Below are 18,330 nucleotides of genomic sequence, written 5' to 3'. Positions count from 1 at the left end.
CTGACTCCTGAGGACTCCGTAGTTATTTATTTATCACTGTTCAACCGGACATGATATAAGCTCTATTTGGGGGTTTTGGAGGCAACTGGGGAGATAGCTACTGCTATGGTAAGTACCAACGTGAAGCGTGATGATGAAGCTTTTTCTGAGCTACTAGATGGTATAGAAGGAGAAATAGCTCAAGTATCAGGAGACGGGGTATACGACAAGTATAAGTCTGATCAAAAGGCTAGTCAAAGAGGAGCAAAAATCACGATTCCTCCACGAAAAAATGCCGTGATTGGGCAACATGGCAACTGTAAAGCTCCACCCCATCCCAGAGATGAGAACCTCAGACGCATTCGTCAAATAGGACTAAAGAAATGGAAGCATGAAAGTGGTTACCACCGACGCTCCTGATCCGAGACCACAATGTTTCGGCTCAAAGTGATGTTCGCAGGTAAATTACGACGACGGAAATTTAACAATCAAGCAGTGGAGTTATTGATACAATGTGCCCTCCTCAACCGTATAATTACCGTATAATTAAAGATTGTAAGCCAGAAAGTTACAAAGTACAATTCTAGTTCATTCCTCTACAGGGGTGATTTTTGTGATCGCCACCTTCATGCAACAAAGCCTATTTTCTGGTATAATTTTACTTCTCAATTTACTTTCACCCATTTCTATAACCACTCAACACTTATGTTGTAAAGAAAAATTATCGTTTTGTTAGATTTCTTTAAACCATGAAGTAACTCGAATATAAAAATGACCCTGATTTTGCTCTCTGTGTCTCATTACCTTCAGCACTATTTATAATATTAAGTAAGTAAGAATAAATGACGTAAGAAAGCAAAAAAATAACTCAGACAACTACAATTTTTAGAAAAGCCTAAAAAAATCAAAACAAATTAAGAAAAAAATATGTTTAATGCCACTGAAATATTAATTAATTCATTTGTCGAAAAAATTAAAGATGGCTACCGTCGTACTTACGGCGGTCATAAATCTAACTACGAAGAAATTATTGGTTGGGCAGGAAATATGGCACTAGAAAATATTGCCAATAGCGATGCCCTTTACCATAATGTAGAGCATACAATTCTGGTGACTCTTGTAGGCCAAGAAATTCTACGGGGAAAACATATTCGAGAAGGAGGAGTTGCCTGCGAAGATTGGTTACATTATATTATTTCCTTAGTTTGCCATGACATCGGATATGTAAAAGGAGTTTGTCGGGCAGACAAAAAAGGATGGTACGCTACGGGTAGGGATGATGAAATGGTTAATTTGCCATTAGGTTGTACGGATGCTAGTTTAACTCCTTATCATGTGGATCGGGCAAAATTATTTATTAATGAACGATTTGGCGGTCATAAACTAATTGATGTGGGAATAATTAAACATAATATTGAGTTAACACGCTTTCCTGTTCCGAAAGAATCAGATCATCAAGATACTGTTAATCATCCTGGTTTAGTACGAGCGGCAGATTTAATTGGCCAGTTAAGTGACCCCCGCTACCTCAATAAAATTTGTTCTTTATATTATGAATTTGAGGAAATGGGTTTCAATGAAAAAGTAGGGTATAAAAATCCTAGCGATCTGCGCGATAATTATCCGCAATTTTTTTGGCAAGGAGTTCTTCCTTATATAAAAAATGCTCTGAAATATTTGTCACTAACACAGCAAGGTAAGCAAATTATTGCTAACCTTTACTCCAATGTATTTGTAATAGAGCATGATTCTTCTATGAAGGTTGCTGTTTAGAAATTAGGGAGCAGAAAGAAGAAGGAAGAAGGAAGAAGGAAGGAGGAAGAAGGCGTTTAGTTATCTACTAGAGAAGGAAGGACAGAAGCAGCGAAAAATCTAGCATTGTCTGAGTTTTAAGCTTTTGATATGCCCGCGCCTTTTCCTTAAACTGCTATAAAATTTTGTTGAGATAGGCAACAAGAAACAGAAAATATCTCTAATACCATTTCTCAAAAACTTTTCTACATTTTCATGAGTAGGGGACCCACCCCTCGCCCCTCCCCCTCCCAGGAGGGGAAGTGGGTGAGTGGGGTAGAAGTAAACACAAGAATAATTAACATTAACTTGGCTAAAATTAGCAAAAAAGTGATTCGGCTATTTTTAATTACTTAAGAACTGAAGTTTGACCTAAGTATAGCGTTACTTTTGGGAATTGGTATAATGCCAAATTCAGTTATTATTGGCTAATTACTTAAATCCTAAAAACCTTTACCTCTAAAGGTTTAAATTTTTTAATTATTATTTTATACCAGATCATGGATTTAGATAATGTTGCAAATTTTCACAGACAAAAATTTCAGGTGAATATTTCCAATAATCAGTTTGAAGTAATTTGTAACAGGCTAAAATTATATACAAAACTGAGATTTGATAAATGTTGAAGCTGTCTAAGCTATTACCAATTACTAATTACCAATTACTAACTTTATGAATGTCAAATTTTCACCTATTCAACAATTTCTAATTACATGGTTATTATTATTAGTAGCAGGATGGTTGACAATCGGGGCAATTAGTTATGTAGGTGAAATAGTTAGTATTCTAATTACAGCAGGATTAGTGGCATTTTTGTTAAACTATCCAGTATCTAAACTACAAAAAATTTTGCCCCGAAGTTTGGCAGCAGGTTTAGTATATTTAACGGCTGCTTTAATAATATTAGTTATCGGCCTAACTATTGTTCCACCAGTTCTTAACCAAGCTCGACAATTGTGGTTGAAATTTCCAGACTTATTAGAATCGGCCAGATGGCAATTAACAGAATTTCAAACCTGGAGTGAAAATAATAACTTACCCTTTGATTTCGGGATTTTACAACAGCAACTATCAGCAAAAGCTCAAGAAGAAATACAGGCGATCGCTACTACCAGTTTTGGTTTAGTCTTAGGCACAGTTAACTGGTTTTTCGACTTAATTTTAATTTTAGTAATCTCCTTTTATATGCTCTTAGATGGAGAAAGAGTTTGGAATAATCTGACAAGTATTATTGCTCCAAAAGTACGAGATGTATTTACAAAATCCCTAGAAGTTAATCTTCAAAGTTTTATCTCTGGGCAGTTGCTATTAGGGTTATTTATGGCAACTACTTTATCTTTTGCTTTTTGGTTTCTTGGTGTTCCCTATTTTCTACTATTTGCAGTCTTTATCGGGGTAATGGAATTAATTCCATTTATTGGCGCAACTTTGGGCATTGGCACTGTAGGCAGTATAGTAACATTTATTAATTGGTGGTTAGCTTTAAAAGTCTTAATCGTGGCGATCGCTCTCCAACAAATTAAAGATAATATAGTTGCCCCTAGAGTCATGGGTAATTTAACCGGACTTAGCCCAGTAATTATTTTTGCAGCGTTACTATTAGGTGGTAAAATAGGAGGGCTTTTGGGAGTAATATTAGCAATTCCGCTCACTGGAGTTTTAAAAAGTATTGTGGAAGTGGTTCTAAATCCAAAATTACCACCCCAAACAGGCTCTTTCTTTTATAATCCTATGGATGAAGAAAATGAAGTATCAGAAATAGAAATAAAACAATTAAATCAACAAGTTTCTCCCTAACTTATTACGCCTTATTTCTTCCTTTTTATCTCCTTCCTTATCCCTAAATTATTCCTTCTTTCTAACTTTTTAGGCTCGTAGTAGGGCTTTAGCCTTATTATACTTATAATCAATAATCATTCCAGTTAAGATTGAGGCACTTAACCTTGACATAATCCTTAAAAATCAGGGATTTATCCGTCTCATTTTTATTTTAAACTACTATAAGTATTAGGGCTAAAGCCCAACTAAGAACAAAAACCTTATTATTAGTAATTATCCGATAGGGTAACTCCCCTGGAGGGGACAAGCGATATTATTTTCTTACTTATTCCTTCTTACTTATTACTTCTTACTTCTTAAATATGAAATGGTGGAAAAATCTTAAAAAAAATCCTTTAGCAAGATTTGGTGCATTATTACTATTAATTTTTTATCTGGTAGTAATTGCTGCTGACTTTATTGCTCCATACGACCCCTACACATCTCAACCCAATGGTTCCCTACTACCACCTACTCAAATTTACTGGCAAAACCAAGCAGGTGAGTTTATTGGACCCCACGTTTATCCCACAACTCAAGGACCAGTAGATTTAGAAACTGGACTCCGCGAGTTAAACGTAGACTTGAGTAAACCATCTCTTCTGAATTTATTTGTCAAAGGAACACCCTATAAACTCTTGGGTATTTTGCCTTTGGATCGACATTTATTCGGAACCACAGGTGAAGGGAAATTTAACTTATTAGGTACTGACGAACAAGCGCGAGACCAATTTAGCCGTTTACTTTTTGGTGGTAGGATTAGTTTATTTATTGGTTTAGTAGGAATTACTATCTACTTTCCCCTGGGAATGATTATTGGTGGAATTTCTGGTTACTTTGGTGGTTGGATAGATAGTATTTTGATGCGTTTCGCTGAAGTATTAATGACAATTCCAGGTATTTATTTATTAGTGGCACTTGCTGCTGTATTACCTCCTGGTTTAACCAGTGCTCAAAGATTTCTCTTAATTGTGGTTATTACTTCATTTATTAGTTGGGCAGGGTTAGCTAGGGTCATTCGGGGACAAGTATTATCTATCAAAGAACGAGAATTTGTGCAAGCGGTAAGGGCGATGGGGGCAAATTCTTTTTATATTATTGTGCGTCATGTATTACCCCAAACAGCAACTTATGTAATTATTTCGGCAACTTTAGCTATTCCTAGTTTTATTATCTCAGAATCAGTTTTAAGTTTGATTGGTTTAGGTATTCAACAACCAGACCCCTCCTGGGGAAATATGTTATCTTTGGCCACGAATGCTTCTATTTTAGTGTTACAACCTTGGTTAGTATGGCCTCCAGCATTATTAATTATTCTAACTGTATTAGCTTTTAATTTATTAGGAGATGGGTTGCGAGATGCTCTAGATCCACGAAATTTACAACGCTAATTTACCAATGGATAATTGATAATTAATAATGGATAATTACTTCTGGTTAAAACCGTGAGGGAATTGAATATAAGGAAATATCCTAGAACTTTTTTTCCAAGAGAAAGGGGAGGCTAATAAAGCTGAATAATTAATAATTAGGGTTTGCTGAAAAAGTCTTTGAGTAGGGGTAGGAGTCAGGAGTCGTAGGGGCGATTTCCTCCGGAATGCTGCGCAAACGCGAATTGCCTGTACAGGATAAATGGGAATTTAGAGGAGGTCGTCGGAAAAATTATCCCTTAATTTTTCTTTCCTAGTCAGCCTTTTATGCTAACTTTTTGAACCTTTTCGACCTAAAAGCTTGTACTTTTTCCAGACCTAAAAAGGCACTTATCTTTATCTGTCAATGCTTTTAGATTTAATCAGCAAGCCCTAATTATTCGGTAAAGTTGAAACTTCAAAAAAGAAGAGGAATGAATTTAGACTATGTTGACACTTTTACAAACATCAAACTCTTCAGCTATATACTCACTCCCTTGGCTCGAACAGGGAGGAATTTTAGGGATTGCAATAGTTTTAGGATTCTTTTTATATCTGTTAGTATTCTCGGTTCTAAAGTCTTTCTTTCGCCGTTCAAGCAATGAAATAGGTATTTTAACTATAAATATTTTGCAAACTCCTCTACTGATACTTTTTGTACTAATTGCTCTAAAAGTATTAACTTACAGTTTAAACTTATTAGAACATTTACCTTTAATTCACAGATTATTAACAGCAGGAATTATTGTTGTAACTACTTATTTAATCAATCAGTTATTTACCCAGGTAATTGCTTATTCTCTCAGCAAATATGCAGAAAAAACAGAAGCAGACTGGGATGATGTCTTAATTCCCTTGATTAAAAATACCCTACCAATTTTAGTCTACTTGATAGGAGGTTTTTTATTCCTCCAAACATTAGGAATAGATTTAAGTGGGCTATGGGTGGCATTTGGTGGTATTACATTTGTACTCGGTTTTGCCCTGAAAGATATTTTATCTAACTTTTTTAGTGGTTTGGTATTATTAGTAGATACACCATTTAAATTTGGTGATGTTGTGGCTTTAGAAGATGGCTCAGTCGCTGTAATTAAATCTATTGGAATTAGGCTAACAACTTTATATTTAATTGAAAGTCATTGTGATTTGTTAGTGCCTAACGCTGCTTTACAAAGTCAAAAATTAATTAATTTCAGTCGCCCTAATTCTAGCTATTATTATACAATTATTGTACCAATTAGAGCAGATAGCGACCCCAATCAAGCTATCAAAATTATTGAAGAAGTAATTTTGAGTCATCCAGATACATTAGGAGATATCAAGAAAAAGTTGGTAGCTATAGAAAATTTTTACAGGGTGACAGATCAATTATTAGAAGATGAGGATAATCTCTTATCTAAAAAAGAAGCTGGTCGTCAACGTCTTATCGCAGAGGAAAAAGTTAAAGTTAAGCTAGAAGAAATTAAGCAAGCAATTACAGAGTTAGTTAGTAAAATTAAGTTTATGGAAATCCAGGGATTGGATTCGGGAGAAGTTAGAGAAATTCAAGGTTATTATTTAGATATAGTGAGAATGGTAGGGTTAGAAACAGTATCAGAAAAACAAAAAGGACAAAAGTCATTATATTTGCAAGCATCACAGAATATGGATGAAGATACTTTAATTAATTTGCTGAGAAGTTGGTATCGAAACTGGCAAGATGACCCAGATTTGATTGATATAGATAATGAAGTTTTGGAAAATGAGTGGGAAAGAAAAATAGATTTTTTAACAAAGAAAATGAACAAATTATTACAGCAAATTGTTAATGCTAATCGGGGTTTTTCAGAAACAAAATTGGATGATTATACCGAAGAATTATGGACATGGATAGAAGAGAGATTTCAAACTTATGCTTCCTGGCAGTCTCCAAGAATTTGGATGCAAGATATGTCGGGAGTTGATGTTGGTCTTACTAATACTAATATGGCTGTGAAGTTTTTTGTTGATAATATTAAATTGGAACAATGTCAGCGTGGTAACCGCATCCGCAGTGAGGTTCATGGAGAAATTGTCCGGCGACTGAGACAAGCTTATTTCTATAGATAAATTGTTGTTTTTGGAGATATTTCATCAAAAGTAGATGATGCTAAGTTGGTTTAGTATTGTCTATATTAATGTAGTTTTTTTAGGGTTTCATTCTTTCCAACAATTTTCTAGTTTCGTTGTTTAATTCGCCGATCAACCTCATAAAAAATTACCATTTTTGTTGTTTTGATACCAGAGTATACTATTATGTATGATGTTAGATATGTTTCAACAATTAATAATTAATAATTATTAATTATTATAAAGAATAGGATTGACTAAAAGGATTTTTTTTCTTTTTTGTCCATGAATGGAGAGGCTTTATACCTGAAATTTTTTTCGGTAATTAATTTTGCGTACCTGCTTATCAGTTAATAGTTAATCGTTAATAGTTATTGCAGAATCAATACAACTAATTTTAAACACATTTTTTGTAGAAAAAAAATAATGACTACTACTTTCAAATCTCAGCCTAATTTAGCTACAAAATTAGTCAATGGAATTCTCTCAATTAAACCACTCGCTAATTTTGCTAAAACTCAAGCACGAAAGATGATTATTAAACGTGCAGAAAAAATTGGTGTTCCTTGGCGCAAACAAGCAAAAGAACTCTCCGAACGCAATTGGGATAGAGAATGGGAAATAGTAAATAATCCTAATTTGAGCTATCCAGAATATTACCTTACTTCATTTCATGCTTATGAAAAAGGTAATATGAGTTGGCAAGCAGCTACAGAAGAAGAAGTAGCAGCTTTAGCAGTTCATGCGAATATTTGGCCGGAAGAAGGTATTGGTGGAGATGCTAGACTTCGTAAAAGTTTTCTTGATATTCTAAAAGCAGAAATTTCTACACCAAATGATATTTTAGACTTAGGATGTGGCGCGGGGTTAAATACTTTTCCCCTACAAAAAGTTTTCCCTGAAGCTAAGTTTACAGGGGTAGATTTATCACCTTATTTTTTGGCAGTTGGTTTGTATCGTTCTCAACAACAAAATTTGGATATTAATTGGGTTCATGCTGCTGCGGAAGAAACTGGTTTGCCTGATGCTTCTTTTAATTTAATTTCTATCTCTTTAGTCTGTCACGAACTACCACAAACTGCTACTAGAAAAATATTTCGCGAGGCAAGGCGGTTATTACGTCCAAATGGCAATATTGCAATTATGGATATGAACCCTAAATCAGAAGTTTATGCCACGATGAAACCTTATGTTTTTACTTTGTTGAAGAGTACGGAACCTTATCTGGATGAATATTTCACTTTAGATATTGAAAAAGAATTGATAGATGCTGGTTTTATGACTCCCAAAATAATTTGTAATACTCATCGTCATCGCACAATTATATCATGTCCAGTAGAACAATTATAATAGGGCTTCGTAGTGGGGCTTTAGCTCTTACAATACTTGTATTAGGGCTAAAGTTAAACTACAAACAAACACAAATTTTATTATAACTAAATTATTCGATAGTGTAGCTCCCTCGGAGGGGGCACATAATATTATTTCTAGGGTGAAATAATCGTTGAGATTTTAATTTTTTAATTCAGCTTTGCTGATTAACTTTAAAAACATTTACCCGACGTTGCGCTTACGCGACAACGCGGGATTCCCTAGCATCACTGATAAAGCCTTTCTGCTTCTAACGCACCTGCCTCCGTTGTACCTCGATCGACATTGTATATAGTGGGCAGTTTGGTTATTTTTAGGATATTATCGCTATAATTAGTTTTGTTGCGTCAATATTCTCAACATTACAAAGTTTAAATTTATTTAATGAAATATTGAGATTAATGACCGGAGGGATTGATTAATTTAATAAGTAGGTTAATGTTAAATTAGCAAACAATTTGAATCAAAAAAAATGATTGAGAAAGAAAAAAATCTCCCACGAAATACTTTGAATAACGTAACTGAAAAACAACAAATTAACAATAACTTAACACCTCTGGTAGCTGTGCCTGACGATCGGAGACTAACAAGAGCAGACCCTTTTGAAACTATGAGAGGGTGGAATTATGGTATTCCTGGATGGTATGTAGAACGGTATTGAATAGCGATCGCAACAGAGCAAAGTTGAACTTTCTATTTTTTCTTGTGAAACTGTTGGATCGATAAATTGTTTCCCTATTTTCCTTCTTTCCTTGTTACTTGTTCCTTATTCCTTGTTCCTTAATTAAATTGTTTCCCTATTTTTCCTGGCGTTGCTGAGTGGTAATGATTTTGAGATTAACTTTGGGCGCAAAACATCAGTTTTTCAATTTTACCTTCAGCTAATAGACATCTCCAAGAATCAAAAATCAATATCTATATCCCAAAGAAATTATCAATTCTTTACCCCTACAGCAAAGCTGCCTACTGCCTACTCCCTATGGTTGGAGTAGATGTCTAATTAGGGCTTGCTGATTAAATCTAAAAGCATTGATATATAAAGACAAGTGCCTTTTTGAGGTCGAAAAAAGTGCCTGGTTTTCAGCTCTTCATGCTCAAAAAGTTAGTATTTTAGGCAAAAGTTGGGCAGAGAAATCATTCTGACAATTCTTACTCCTACCTACTCTAAATTCCCCGTTCCTCCTGTCTCCTGTCTCCTGTCTCCTGTCTCCTGTCTCCTGTCTCCTGTCTCCTGTCTCCTGTCTCCTACCCTCACCCATAAGACTTTTTCAGCAAACCCTAATTATCATTACATTTAAGCAACGCCTTTTTCCTTCTTCCTTCTTCCCTCTTCCTTCTTTCACCATGGCGAACCAATCATCGTAAATGCTGCCCAATAATAAGGATGAGATAAATCCCTTCTACCTCCTCTAGCTAACTCCCGTGGTAGAGGTAGATGTTTATTACCATTTCGGAGTATATGACCATCTTGTAAATGCAACTCTCCCCGTAACATTGCTAACTGGGCCTGTCGTAATGCTGCTGCTTTAATTGGTCTGTTAGATAAACTCTGATAAAACTCAGTCATTAAAGCTAATGTACCAGTATCACTAACGTACCAAAGACTTGCCAAAGCAGACTTGACTCCCGCTTGCACTGCTAACCCAGCAAAACCTAACTCAGCCTCTTCATCTCCGACTGCAGTAGTACAAGCACTCAAAACTAATAATTCTACCTGTGCATTATACAAACGTAACTGGCGTAATTCATTTAAGCGTAACTTAGTATCCCAGAATTGAATATAAGAATTGTCAGCACCCCCTGGATGAAATTCTCCATGAGTAGCTAAATGAATAATTTTGAATTTTTCTTTGCTACTTTGCTGCTTTAAATTTTCGAGAGTAAATCCTTGATTCAAAAAAGATTTACCAGGCCAAAGATTATTCACGATGCTTTTAAGTTCTACAGGTACTGCTGGCAGAGGAGTTTGCTCGGTATTACCAGGAAATTCAGATGCTCCCATTGCTAAAACTTGAGAACCATTTAATCCAACATACGTTGTATCAGTTAAAGTAAAACTAGGAATTAATCCCAAACTATATTTTTCGACCAGGAATTGTTGACCATCGTGTAGAGCGGCGATGGGAATAGTTCGCAAACCGCTATCCATCGAAAAAATGATCGTATTAATATTATGATTTGCCAATTCTTCAGCAATTGGTGCAATTAACCATTGATGTAATTTTTGGGCATTTGGTAAATAATTATGAGAATTTAATTGACTGGGAGTCCTAATCTGATTTGTAAATTTTTTGGCAACCTCAATCACTTCATCTCTTGTTTGCCCACTACTTCTGACAATAGGTTTACCGTTTGGCAAAAACAATTGCAGTTCTAAATTATTGGGTTGTGCAGATACATATATAATTGCTGGTCTGATACCAATTTTTTCAACGCTACTAAGAGTATTTCGGATATTTGCTGCTGTGGCAGTTTTTTTAGTAATATTTTTTCCTAAATAACCCGCGAATTCTCTGCCTCTGTTTAACTCTATTTGCCATAGGGAATCAGTTAAACTAACTTGATTGTAATTATCGTTGCGAGAAATTTCGGAAGCAGTGGTAGTCATATTTTCTTCTACGACTATAGTTGGAGTTGGTTTCTGAGAGGACTTACCTTGGACGGGATTTTCTATAGCAACAGTTTGCTCTAAAACTGATGTAATTGAACTGGAATTAGTATCTTCTACAAGAATATTTGTCTCCACATTTTCGACAACAAGTTGAGAGTTATTCGGTTGGTCAAATTCTAATGTAGTTTGATTTTGATTTTGATTTTCCACAACTAATGGGATAATTTGTTCTTCTGAACTACTCATTGAGGATGCAATATTTTCTGTAGGGGCCGCCGTAGGTTCAGAATTATCTAAAATTGGTGAGTTTGATTCGGGGTTTTGAGATACTATCTGTATATCTTGAGCTGTGTTTGAGGGTTCCTCGTTATCTACTTCAGAGGGAATTTGAGTTTGCGACTCCTCTATATTTTTTGGCTTTTCAACTAATTCTGCTTGAGTTTCGGTAACGATCGAAGTTTGATTTCCCTCATAATTACTAGATTCTGTTGATTCTAGTTGAGTGACATTTTGAGGAGTTGATTCTTCTGAGTGAGGTTGATTTTCTTGATTTTCTGATTCCGTTGTGGTTTCACTAGAATCAGAATTTTGTGGTTGAGAGTTTTCTACTTCTTTGAGTTCAAAACTACTAGTTAGAGAGCGATCGGGTGAAATTGTTAATTTTCCATCTGTTATTGCTCCTACAGAACCATTAATTGTAGCATCTCCGACGATAAAAGGTGTATTTCCGGTGCTAATAGCAATATTTCCCCCCACTATCTCTCCTGCGGTAGAAATACTAGCAATATTCTGATTTTTGTCTAAAAAAGTACCTGTTATCCTGAGAGTATCACCTGTAGTAATTTCGACATTGCCTCCACTATTTCCCCCTTCTGCTTGTATAGATATGACCTCAATACCGTTTTCCGCATTCAGTTGAACTTCTCCTGCATTTCCTAGTGTAGCGCTAGAATTTATTCTACCTATAGTTATGCGATCGCCTGCTTGTAGATTAATATTTCCTCCTGCTGTTGTTCCTGTGGTGGTTAATTTTCCTGTTTCGATAGAACCACTACTAGTAATATCAATATTACCAATACTGTTATCTGATGTATTTGCCGTCACATCTCCAGTCTTAACATTGCCTTGAATGCTGGTAATAGTAATACCTGTGGATGTGGAAATATTGCCAGTGGAAATGTCACTACTAGCATTTATAGTAATTTGAGCATTATCTACCCCAGTTATTGTACCTGTACCTGTAATTTTTTCTGCTTGAATAGTTGTGGGATCATTGAATACAACTCCATTTGTATTGCTGTTTTCTGTAGAAGCAATAGTAATATTGCCAGAGTTTTCCGATTTTCCGATAGTAACAGACTCAAAACCATTTGCCAAAGTTGCTAAATCTCCTGTTGTCAGGTGTAGGGGCAAATTGCCGTCTGTCCCTTGTATATTTTCAAATCCTCCCAGAGTAATATTTTGATTTTCTGATGCTGGTTGTAAGATGAGTTTCCCATTGCTACTGACACTGTTTTCTCCACCTAAAAGGTTGATTTCATCTCCAGTAATAGTAATGTTGCCAGTTTCTCGACTACCGCTTGATGTTGATATTCCTCGCAAGTTGAGAGTATTTCCAGCTCTAGTATCAATATTTCCACCACTTTGCGTACCTTCAGCATTAATGCTTTCTGTATCAATATTAGTAGCAGCATTCATAGTGATATTTCCACCCCTAGAGTCTCCACTCGCATCAATTTCTCCAGTCGTAATATTTCCCTGTGCCGTAATATTAATCTCTCCACCATTGCTTTCTACTGTCATATTTGAATTGGCAGTAGATAAGTTATTAGTCATCACAAAACCTTGACTACTGGTAATATTAAGTTCTCCTCCTTCTGTATTAATATTTCCAGTATTTATCGTCGTGCCAGAAATATTAACTGCTGCTCCTTGAGTATTGATAGTATTTTCTGAATGTATTGTCAAAGACCCTAAACCATTTTCGTCACTATCTGCGACAAATGAGATTTCACCTTTTGTCTGAGCAAAACTTAATTGAGTTTCAGATAAATTGTTGACAGTAATATTATCAGACGCTTGAAAAGTAATATTTGTACTATCTGATATGCTTTCTATTGATGATTTTGATATCTGAGATCCTGCTGCCGTTTCCCCCTTTAAAGGATTATCTGCTGCCTCAATATTTGCATCTACAATATTAATATTTTCAGCCTTAAATGATAAACTGCCCAACACATCTGGAGAACCTAAATTAACAGTACCATCAAAAATTAAATTTCCTTGACTAGAAACTTCTACTAGATTTTTACTGGAGTTTTGTTCTAGCGATATAGACTGTTCTTCAATCCGACCAATAGCTTCTATTTTGCCAAAAAAGCTAGTTTCTTCATCACTCCAAATAACTATATTTCCACCCTCATCCCTAAAAGAGGTAGCAAATATTTCTGTATTTTCATCTACATAAGTACGAGTAGCACGAGGAACTGTTCCTAAACCTTGAGAATCTCCACCAATTCTAATATTGCCACTACCATAAATACCAGAAGCATTCAGTTTGGCATTAAATAATCCTACTTTTTCTCCAAAAATATTGATTCTACTTGTATTTGCCAATTCCGAATTTTCTGCCAAAGAAATATCAAGAGAACCAGATACAATCGTTGTACCTAAATCTGTAGGAATTACTTGATTAGAACCTGTCAAAACTACTTCATTGTTATCATTAACTCTAACTCCGGTAGCCATTTCCATCACTTCACTATTACCTGTTAAAAGTTCTGGTATAGATAAGGGATTTAAACTGTGTAATTCTTCTGGTAAATCATTAGAACTTTCTCTATCCTCTGTCGCTATTTCTAAATTTAATAAACGTCCTTCTTGACTAATACGGACTAAATTTTCTCCAAGAACTGTGGAGATCGTAATTTCACCACCTGGGGCAGAAATTTTACCTGTATTAATAATTGTGCCTCCCAATAAAGTGACACTTTCTCCTGCTTCAACAGTTAGCTCACCTTCATTTAAAATTACTCCAGGATTCGTCATTGGGAAAGAAAAAGCACTGGGATTTCCTGTTAAAATATCGTAATTATTTTCACCTATGCTATTGAACCAACCAGAGTCAAAACCAATACCTGAACCAGTAGTTACGACAAAAGATGCAGGGACATCCAATCTAGCATTTGCACCAAAAATTATACCCGCAGAATTCATCATCAGTAAGTTAGAATTGCCCCCTGTTACCTGAATTAGACCATTAATTACAGAAGCATCTCCACCAGTTACACGAGTTAGAATATTTTTGATATTTGGGTTAGATATAAAATTAACAATTTGGTTTTCTCCCAAATTAAATCTCTCAAAGCTATGGAAAAGATTAGTATTATCTTGTGATTGCTTCCCACCTGTAATATCAAAGCGAGTTGTGGAAGAATCTGGGGATGGTGTTACCGGAGTTACTACTGTATTAGTTGAATTTGCTTCGGGAACTATTGATGGAGTAGATGTTTGAGCTGATGCGATTTTAGCGGAAAAAATTTTCCATGAAATCATTCCTAATCTACCATTATTTTCGTTGTCATGGAATGGTAGGAGGGCAGCAGTATCCAATACCCAAAGTCCAGTTAGGGGAACAACTATGAGAATCTGGTAAATTTTATAGATGGGTGCATAGTTCATTGGTTTGTGATTTTTTATCGCTTATCATATAACTACTCTTTCGTCAATATTTTTTGTCCTTTAATTAATGAGCTACATCTATAGCAGGAAATAGGGAACAGCGGTACGACCCCGCGTCGGCGACAGAGGCAAGCGGTCGATCTTCGGAGCTTCCCGTAGGGTGGGATGGCGAGGAGACTTCGCCATATCCAATCGACCAAGAGAGGGAACAGTGGGAAAAACATTGCTTAGTCTAAGATTCATCATCAGCATAAGTCCTAACCACTCTGGCTATTGTAATAACATAAAATAAAATAAATATTGAAAATTTCTGTTTGAGCTATTTCCATTTCTACTGTAATCTAAAATTTTCATAACTTGCTTGTAACTTTTCAGAAAGATAAAAGTCAGGGTTGCTCGCGCCTGTTTTCTACACCTACAACTACCAGCAAAGGAACTAGCGACGATAATAAATGGTATAAATTAAGCTAAACTACTGAAAGTTAGGCTCTGCCTAAAAATAATTAACTTTTGGCTATTTATTTTTGACTTTTGACTTTTTGATGATGCGTCTCATTGGTTTAACTGGGGGTATTGGTACAGGAAAGACGACTGTATCAAATTATCTGAACAAAACTTACCATCTCCCAATTTGGGACGCAGATATTTATGCTCGCAAAGCCGTACAACCAGGTTCATTGATTTTAGATAGTATAATAGAAAACTATGGCACTGATATATTGTTACCTAATGGTAATCTTAATAGGCAAAAATTAGGAGAGATTGTTTTTAATAATCAAGAGGAGTTACTTTGGTTAGAGAAACAAATTCATCCTTATGTACGCGATTGCTTCGAGCAGAATATTCAGCAGTTTGTCAAAAAAAATAATGAACCTGGGTATCAGACCTCCGATCAATACCCCACAGCAGTATTAGTAATACCGTTGCTGTTTGAGGCCAAAATGACTGATTTAGTAACAGAAATTTGGGTTACATACACTTCACCTCAACAACAAATAGAAAGATTGATGAAACGGGATGGGTTAAGTCAAGAACAAACTTACACTCGAATTAATCATCAAATGCCTCTAGAAAATAAGTGTCAACAAGCAGATGTAGTTTTGGATAACTCCTCAACCTTAGAAATCTTGTTGAAGCAAGTAGACTCAGCGATCGCTCATCCCTCATCACCTAAATAATTGACCATCTGGCCGCAATTTTCCTGGAATAGGTAAAGAAACTGAATTATATCCTGAAAAGACTATATAAATTCCGTATTTAGTAGTAGAAACTCCTTGTATGAACAATAGATAACTCCTATGAGTCTCTACCTATTTATTGATATTTCCATCGTAATTTCGACTATCTTATCCCGTAATATCTGTAGCTGGCAACTAAATTACTCAACCTCAAATACCCAAAAATCTTTTGCTCAAGTTAGGGTGTACTGTGATGAACGAGGTAGTGGACGTGGCGAAGCATAGTGTATTGGTCGCAATAGGTAAACCTTTGTGTACTTTCATATCCACAGCACCAGATATATAAGTTTTCCAGCATCCTGACTTCTGCTGTATCAACTACTTTCTTATTTTCTAGTTATACCAAATCCGGTAATTGCTAGTATACTGATTATGGTTTTCAACAATTAACAATATTTTGAAAAGCGTGTAGTGCTTATTCATGGCGGGTCTGTAGACGCGGAGTAAACATTCGCTATCATCTATCATACACTTGATATAGCAGAAGGAAGAAGAAAGAAGGAAAAGTTTTGCGTTATCTGAGTTTTAAGCTTTTGATATTTCTGCACCCTTTCCTTTGATAGCTATAACTGTTAACGTAGTTCCTCCAAAGAAGGCTAACTCTTAATCTATTTAAAAGTTATTCACCAGACATCATATAATTAATGCCACAATAGTCAAGGTCTTAAAACAGTCCTTTGCTATAAAGCAAATGCTTGGTTTTTTCATTGTTCTACTTGCATCATTCTGTTTCTGTTTTCAAAATGTCATTGTCAGAGTTTTATTCAACGAACAGAAAATTTTGGGCATTTTGAAAACAGGAAGGTTTGTCACTCCCACCCTACAAAATTCATTTTTGCTAATGTTTATGCGAATGGTATTGGTAGTTCCGTTGATGGCATCCTTCGCCACAAAACTCTACCCGCACACTTGGCAAAATATTAGAGAATTAGGAAATACTGAATCTCGTCCCCTTTTGTGGCGATCGCTAGTGCAGGATGGCAGAAATAAGTGACCAGTAGGAGCAATGCCCTCTTCCTGAGATAGAATACTCAGAGGTGCGATCGCATCGGAGAGGCCAGCCCCAAAAAGTGACCACTAAAAAAAAGTGATTTATGAAGTAAACTAGAATTTGTGGAAGCCCAATCAATAAGCCCAGTCAACCCCATGAATGAATGCCTATCCCCAAAGCTCAATCCATAATCCTGTCGCCAAGACAGAAAAGCCTACTGCAAGTTTTACCCTTCAGACCACCAATTCCTATGGCCTGGTCAGAAGGGTAAAACTCATCCTAGCTGCTGCCTCTGGAACCAACAATACAGCGATCAGTGAACAACTACAACTACATCGAAGGCAAGTGAGGCAGTGGCGAAAAAGGTGGTTGGAGGCTTCTGAACAACTTGCAATTGCTGAAACTCAACAGGTGAGCGACAAGAAGTTAAGGAAACTGATAGAAGAGATTCTCAGTGATGCTCCCCGACCAGGAACAACCAAATTTTTCTCCGTGGAACAAGTAGTCCAAATCGTAGCAATGGCCTGTGAAGACCCAAAACAATCTCAAAGACCAGTGAGTCATTGGACTCCAAGGGAGCTAGCAGAAGAAGCCATAGATAGAAGGATTGTGGAGAAGATTTCACCCCGCAGTGTGGGGCGTTTTTTAAAAGGAAGCGACTCTACAACCTCATCGTCATCGTTACTGGTTAAACTCTAATCCCTCTGACCCAGTAGCTTTTCGCGACCTGGTTAAATCTATCTGTCAGTTATATCTGTCGGCCCAAGAATTATATCATGTCCGTTTATATCGTTTGTGTAAACCCAAGGGTGAATATCTACAGGAAATGATGGTTTTTTTCTTGCGAGGGTAGCCTTCTTTCCTCTTCCCTCTTTCTTCTTCCTTCTTCCTTCTTCCTTACCTTTGCTATACAAGACCGATGCTACCGGACATGATATTACTCGAAAAAGGAATTCATCTGATTAGTACCGATGAAATGACGAGTATCCAAGCTAATGAGAGAATTTGCCCCACTCAACCAATAGAGCCAGGACGAGTCGAACGCAATGAGTTTGAGTACATTCGCCATGGCACTCAATGTCTACTGGCCAACTGCCATATTGCCAAAGGACAAATCATTACCCCTTCAATTAAGGCCACCCCCACAGAAGTTGATTTTCTGCAACACATTGAACAGACTATCGATACTGATTCTGATGGAGGATGGATTTTTCTTGTAGATCAACTCAATACTCATAAATCTGAATCATTAGTCCGTCTTGTGGCTCAAGGTTGTGGTATTCAGACTGATTTGGGGGTGAAACAGAAATCAGGTATTCTCCAGTCTATGGTAACTCGTGCTGCTTTTTTGTC

At 36.2% G+C, this 18,330-nt stretch carries 15 protein-coding genes; 12 read left to right on the top strand and 3 right to left on the bottom strand.

The window, feature by feature from the left end:
- The first annotated feature begins 66 nt into the window (after positions 1 to 66).
- The 7 genes from D5R40_RS22410 to D5R40_RS22380 all read left to right on the top strand — a co-directional run bounded on the left by D5R40_RS22410 (position 67) and on the right by D5R40_RS22380 (position 9,117).
- Complete coding sequence (locus D5R40_RS22410; protein ID WP_339379427.1) at positions 67 to 399, top strand: transposase; 333 nt, start codon at positions 67 to 69, stop codon at positions 397 to 399.
- Between the two features lie 507 nt (positions 400 to 906).
- Positions 907 to 1,752: an Npun_R2479 family HD domain-containing metalloprotein gene (locus tag D5R40_RS22405; RefSeq protein WP_124145258.1), complete on the top strand. Its 846-nt coding sequence runs from the start codon at positions 907 to 909 to the stop codon at positions 1,750 to 1,752.
- Positions 1,753 to 2,442: 690 nt separating this feature from the next.
- The gene (locus D5R40_RS22400; RefSeq protein ID WP_124145259.1) at positions 2,443 to 3,567 is read left to right on the top strand and encodes an AI-2E family transporter; all 1,125 of its coding nucleotides are present in this window, start codon (positions 2,443 to 2,445) and stop codon (positions 3,565 to 3,567) included.
- A 344-nt stretch (positions 3,568 to 3,911) separates the two neighbouring features.
- Positions 3,912 to 4,979, top strand: a complete 1,068-nt coding sequence (locus D5R40_RS22395) for an ABC transporter permease (RefSeq protein WP_124145260.1) — start codon at positions 3,912 to 3,914, stop codon at positions 4,977 to 4,979.
- Between the two features lie 648 nt (positions 4,980 to 5,627).
- The gene (locus D5R40_RS22390; protein ID WP_161565047.1) at positions 5,628 to 7,085 is read left to right on the top strand and encodes a mechanosensitive ion channel family protein; all 1,458 of its coding nucleotides are present in this window, start codon (positions 5,628 to 5,630) and stop codon (positions 7,083 to 7,085) included.
- A 426-nt stretch (positions 7,086 to 7,511) separates the two neighbouring features.
- Complete coding sequence (locus D5R40_RS22385) at positions 7,512 to 8,435, top strand: class I SAM-dependent methyltransferase (protein WP_124155237.1); 924 nt, start codon at positions 7,512 to 7,514, stop codon at positions 8,433 to 8,435.
- Between the two features lie 493 nt (positions 8,436 to 8,928).
- Positions 8,929 to 9,117, top strand: coding sequence for a hypothetical protein (locus D5R40_RS22380; RefSeq protein ID WP_124145263.1), 189 nt, complete (start codon positions 8,929 to 8,931; stop codon positions 9,115 to 9,117).
- Positions 9,118 to 9,550: 433 nt separating this feature from the next.
- Here the strand turns inward: D5R40_RS22380 and D5R40_RS35875 are convergent, their stop codons facing one another.
- Entirely contained in the window at positions 9,551 to 9,715 is a 165-nt protein-coding gene (locus D5R40_RS35875) for a hypothetical protein (RefSeq protein ID WP_161565046.1), read from the bottom strand.
- Positions 9,716 to 9,795: 80 nt separating this feature from the next.
- A complete protein-coding gene (locus D5R40_RS22375; RefSeq protein ID WP_124145264.1) occupies positions 9,796 to 14,748 on the bottom strand; it encodes a CHAT domain-containing protein in 4,953 nt (1,650 codons plus the stop codon).
- A gap of 545 nt (positions 14,749 to 15,293) precedes the next feature.
- Between D5R40_RS22375 and coaE the strand changes: the two genes are divergently transcribed.
- The 4 genes from coaE (at position 15,294) to D5R40_RS22360 (ending at position 17,676) form a co-directional block, all read left to right on the top strand.
- Entirely contained in the window at positions 15,294 to 15,926 is a 633-nt protein-coding gene (coaE, locus tag D5R40_RS22370) for a dephospho-CoA kinase (protein WP_124145265.1), read from the top strand.
- A 120-nt stretch (positions 15,927 to 16,046) separates the two neighbouring features.
- Complete coding sequence (locus D5R40_RS35870; protein WP_161564553.1) at positions 16,047 to 16,211, top strand: hypothetical protein; 165 nt, start codon at positions 16,047 to 16,049, stop codon at positions 16,209 to 16,211.
- A 466-nt stretch (positions 16,212 to 16,677) separates the two neighbouring features.
- On the top strand, positions 16,678 to 16,980 hold the full coding sequence (locus D5R40_RS22365; RefSeq protein WP_240041637.1) for a hypothetical protein: 303 nt from the start codon (positions 16,678 to 16,680) through the stop codon (positions 16,978 to 16,980).
- Between the two features lie 156 nt (positions 16,981 to 17,136).
- Positions 17,137 to 17,676 carry a helix-turn-helix domain-containing protein gene (locus D5R40_RS22360; RefSeq protein ID WP_124146036.1) on the top strand — a complete coding sequence of 180 codons (540 nt, stop codon included), beginning with the start codon at positions 17,137 to 17,139 and terminating at the stop codon, positions 17,674 to 17,676.
- Between the two features lie 38 nt (positions 17,677 to 17,714).
- Here the strand turns inward: D5R40_RS22360 and D5R40_RS35865 are convergent, their stop codons facing one another.
- Positions 17,715 to 17,891 carry a hypothetical protein gene (locus D5R40_RS35865; protein WP_161565045.1) on the bottom strand — a complete coding sequence of 59 codons (177 nt, stop codon included), beginning with the start codon at positions 17,889 to 17,891 and terminating at the stop codon, positions 17,715 to 17,717.
- 17 nt (positions 17,892 to 17,908) lie between these two features.
- Between D5R40_RS35865 and D5R40_RS22355 the strand changes: the two genes are divergently transcribed.
- A partial coding sequence (locus tag D5R40_RS22355) for a transposase (RefSeq protein ID WP_124155236.1) occupies positions 17,909 to 18,330 on the top strand: 422 nt, incomplete at its 3' end.

The sequence above is a fragment of the Okeania hirsuta genome, assembly GCF_003838195.1.
Lineage (GTDB): Bacteria > Cyanobacteriota > Cyanobacteriia > Cyanobacteriales > Microcoleaceae > Okeania > Okeania hirsuta.
Note: the sequence above shows the minus strand (reverse complement) of the source record. Positions and strands in the feature narration are given on the sequence as shown.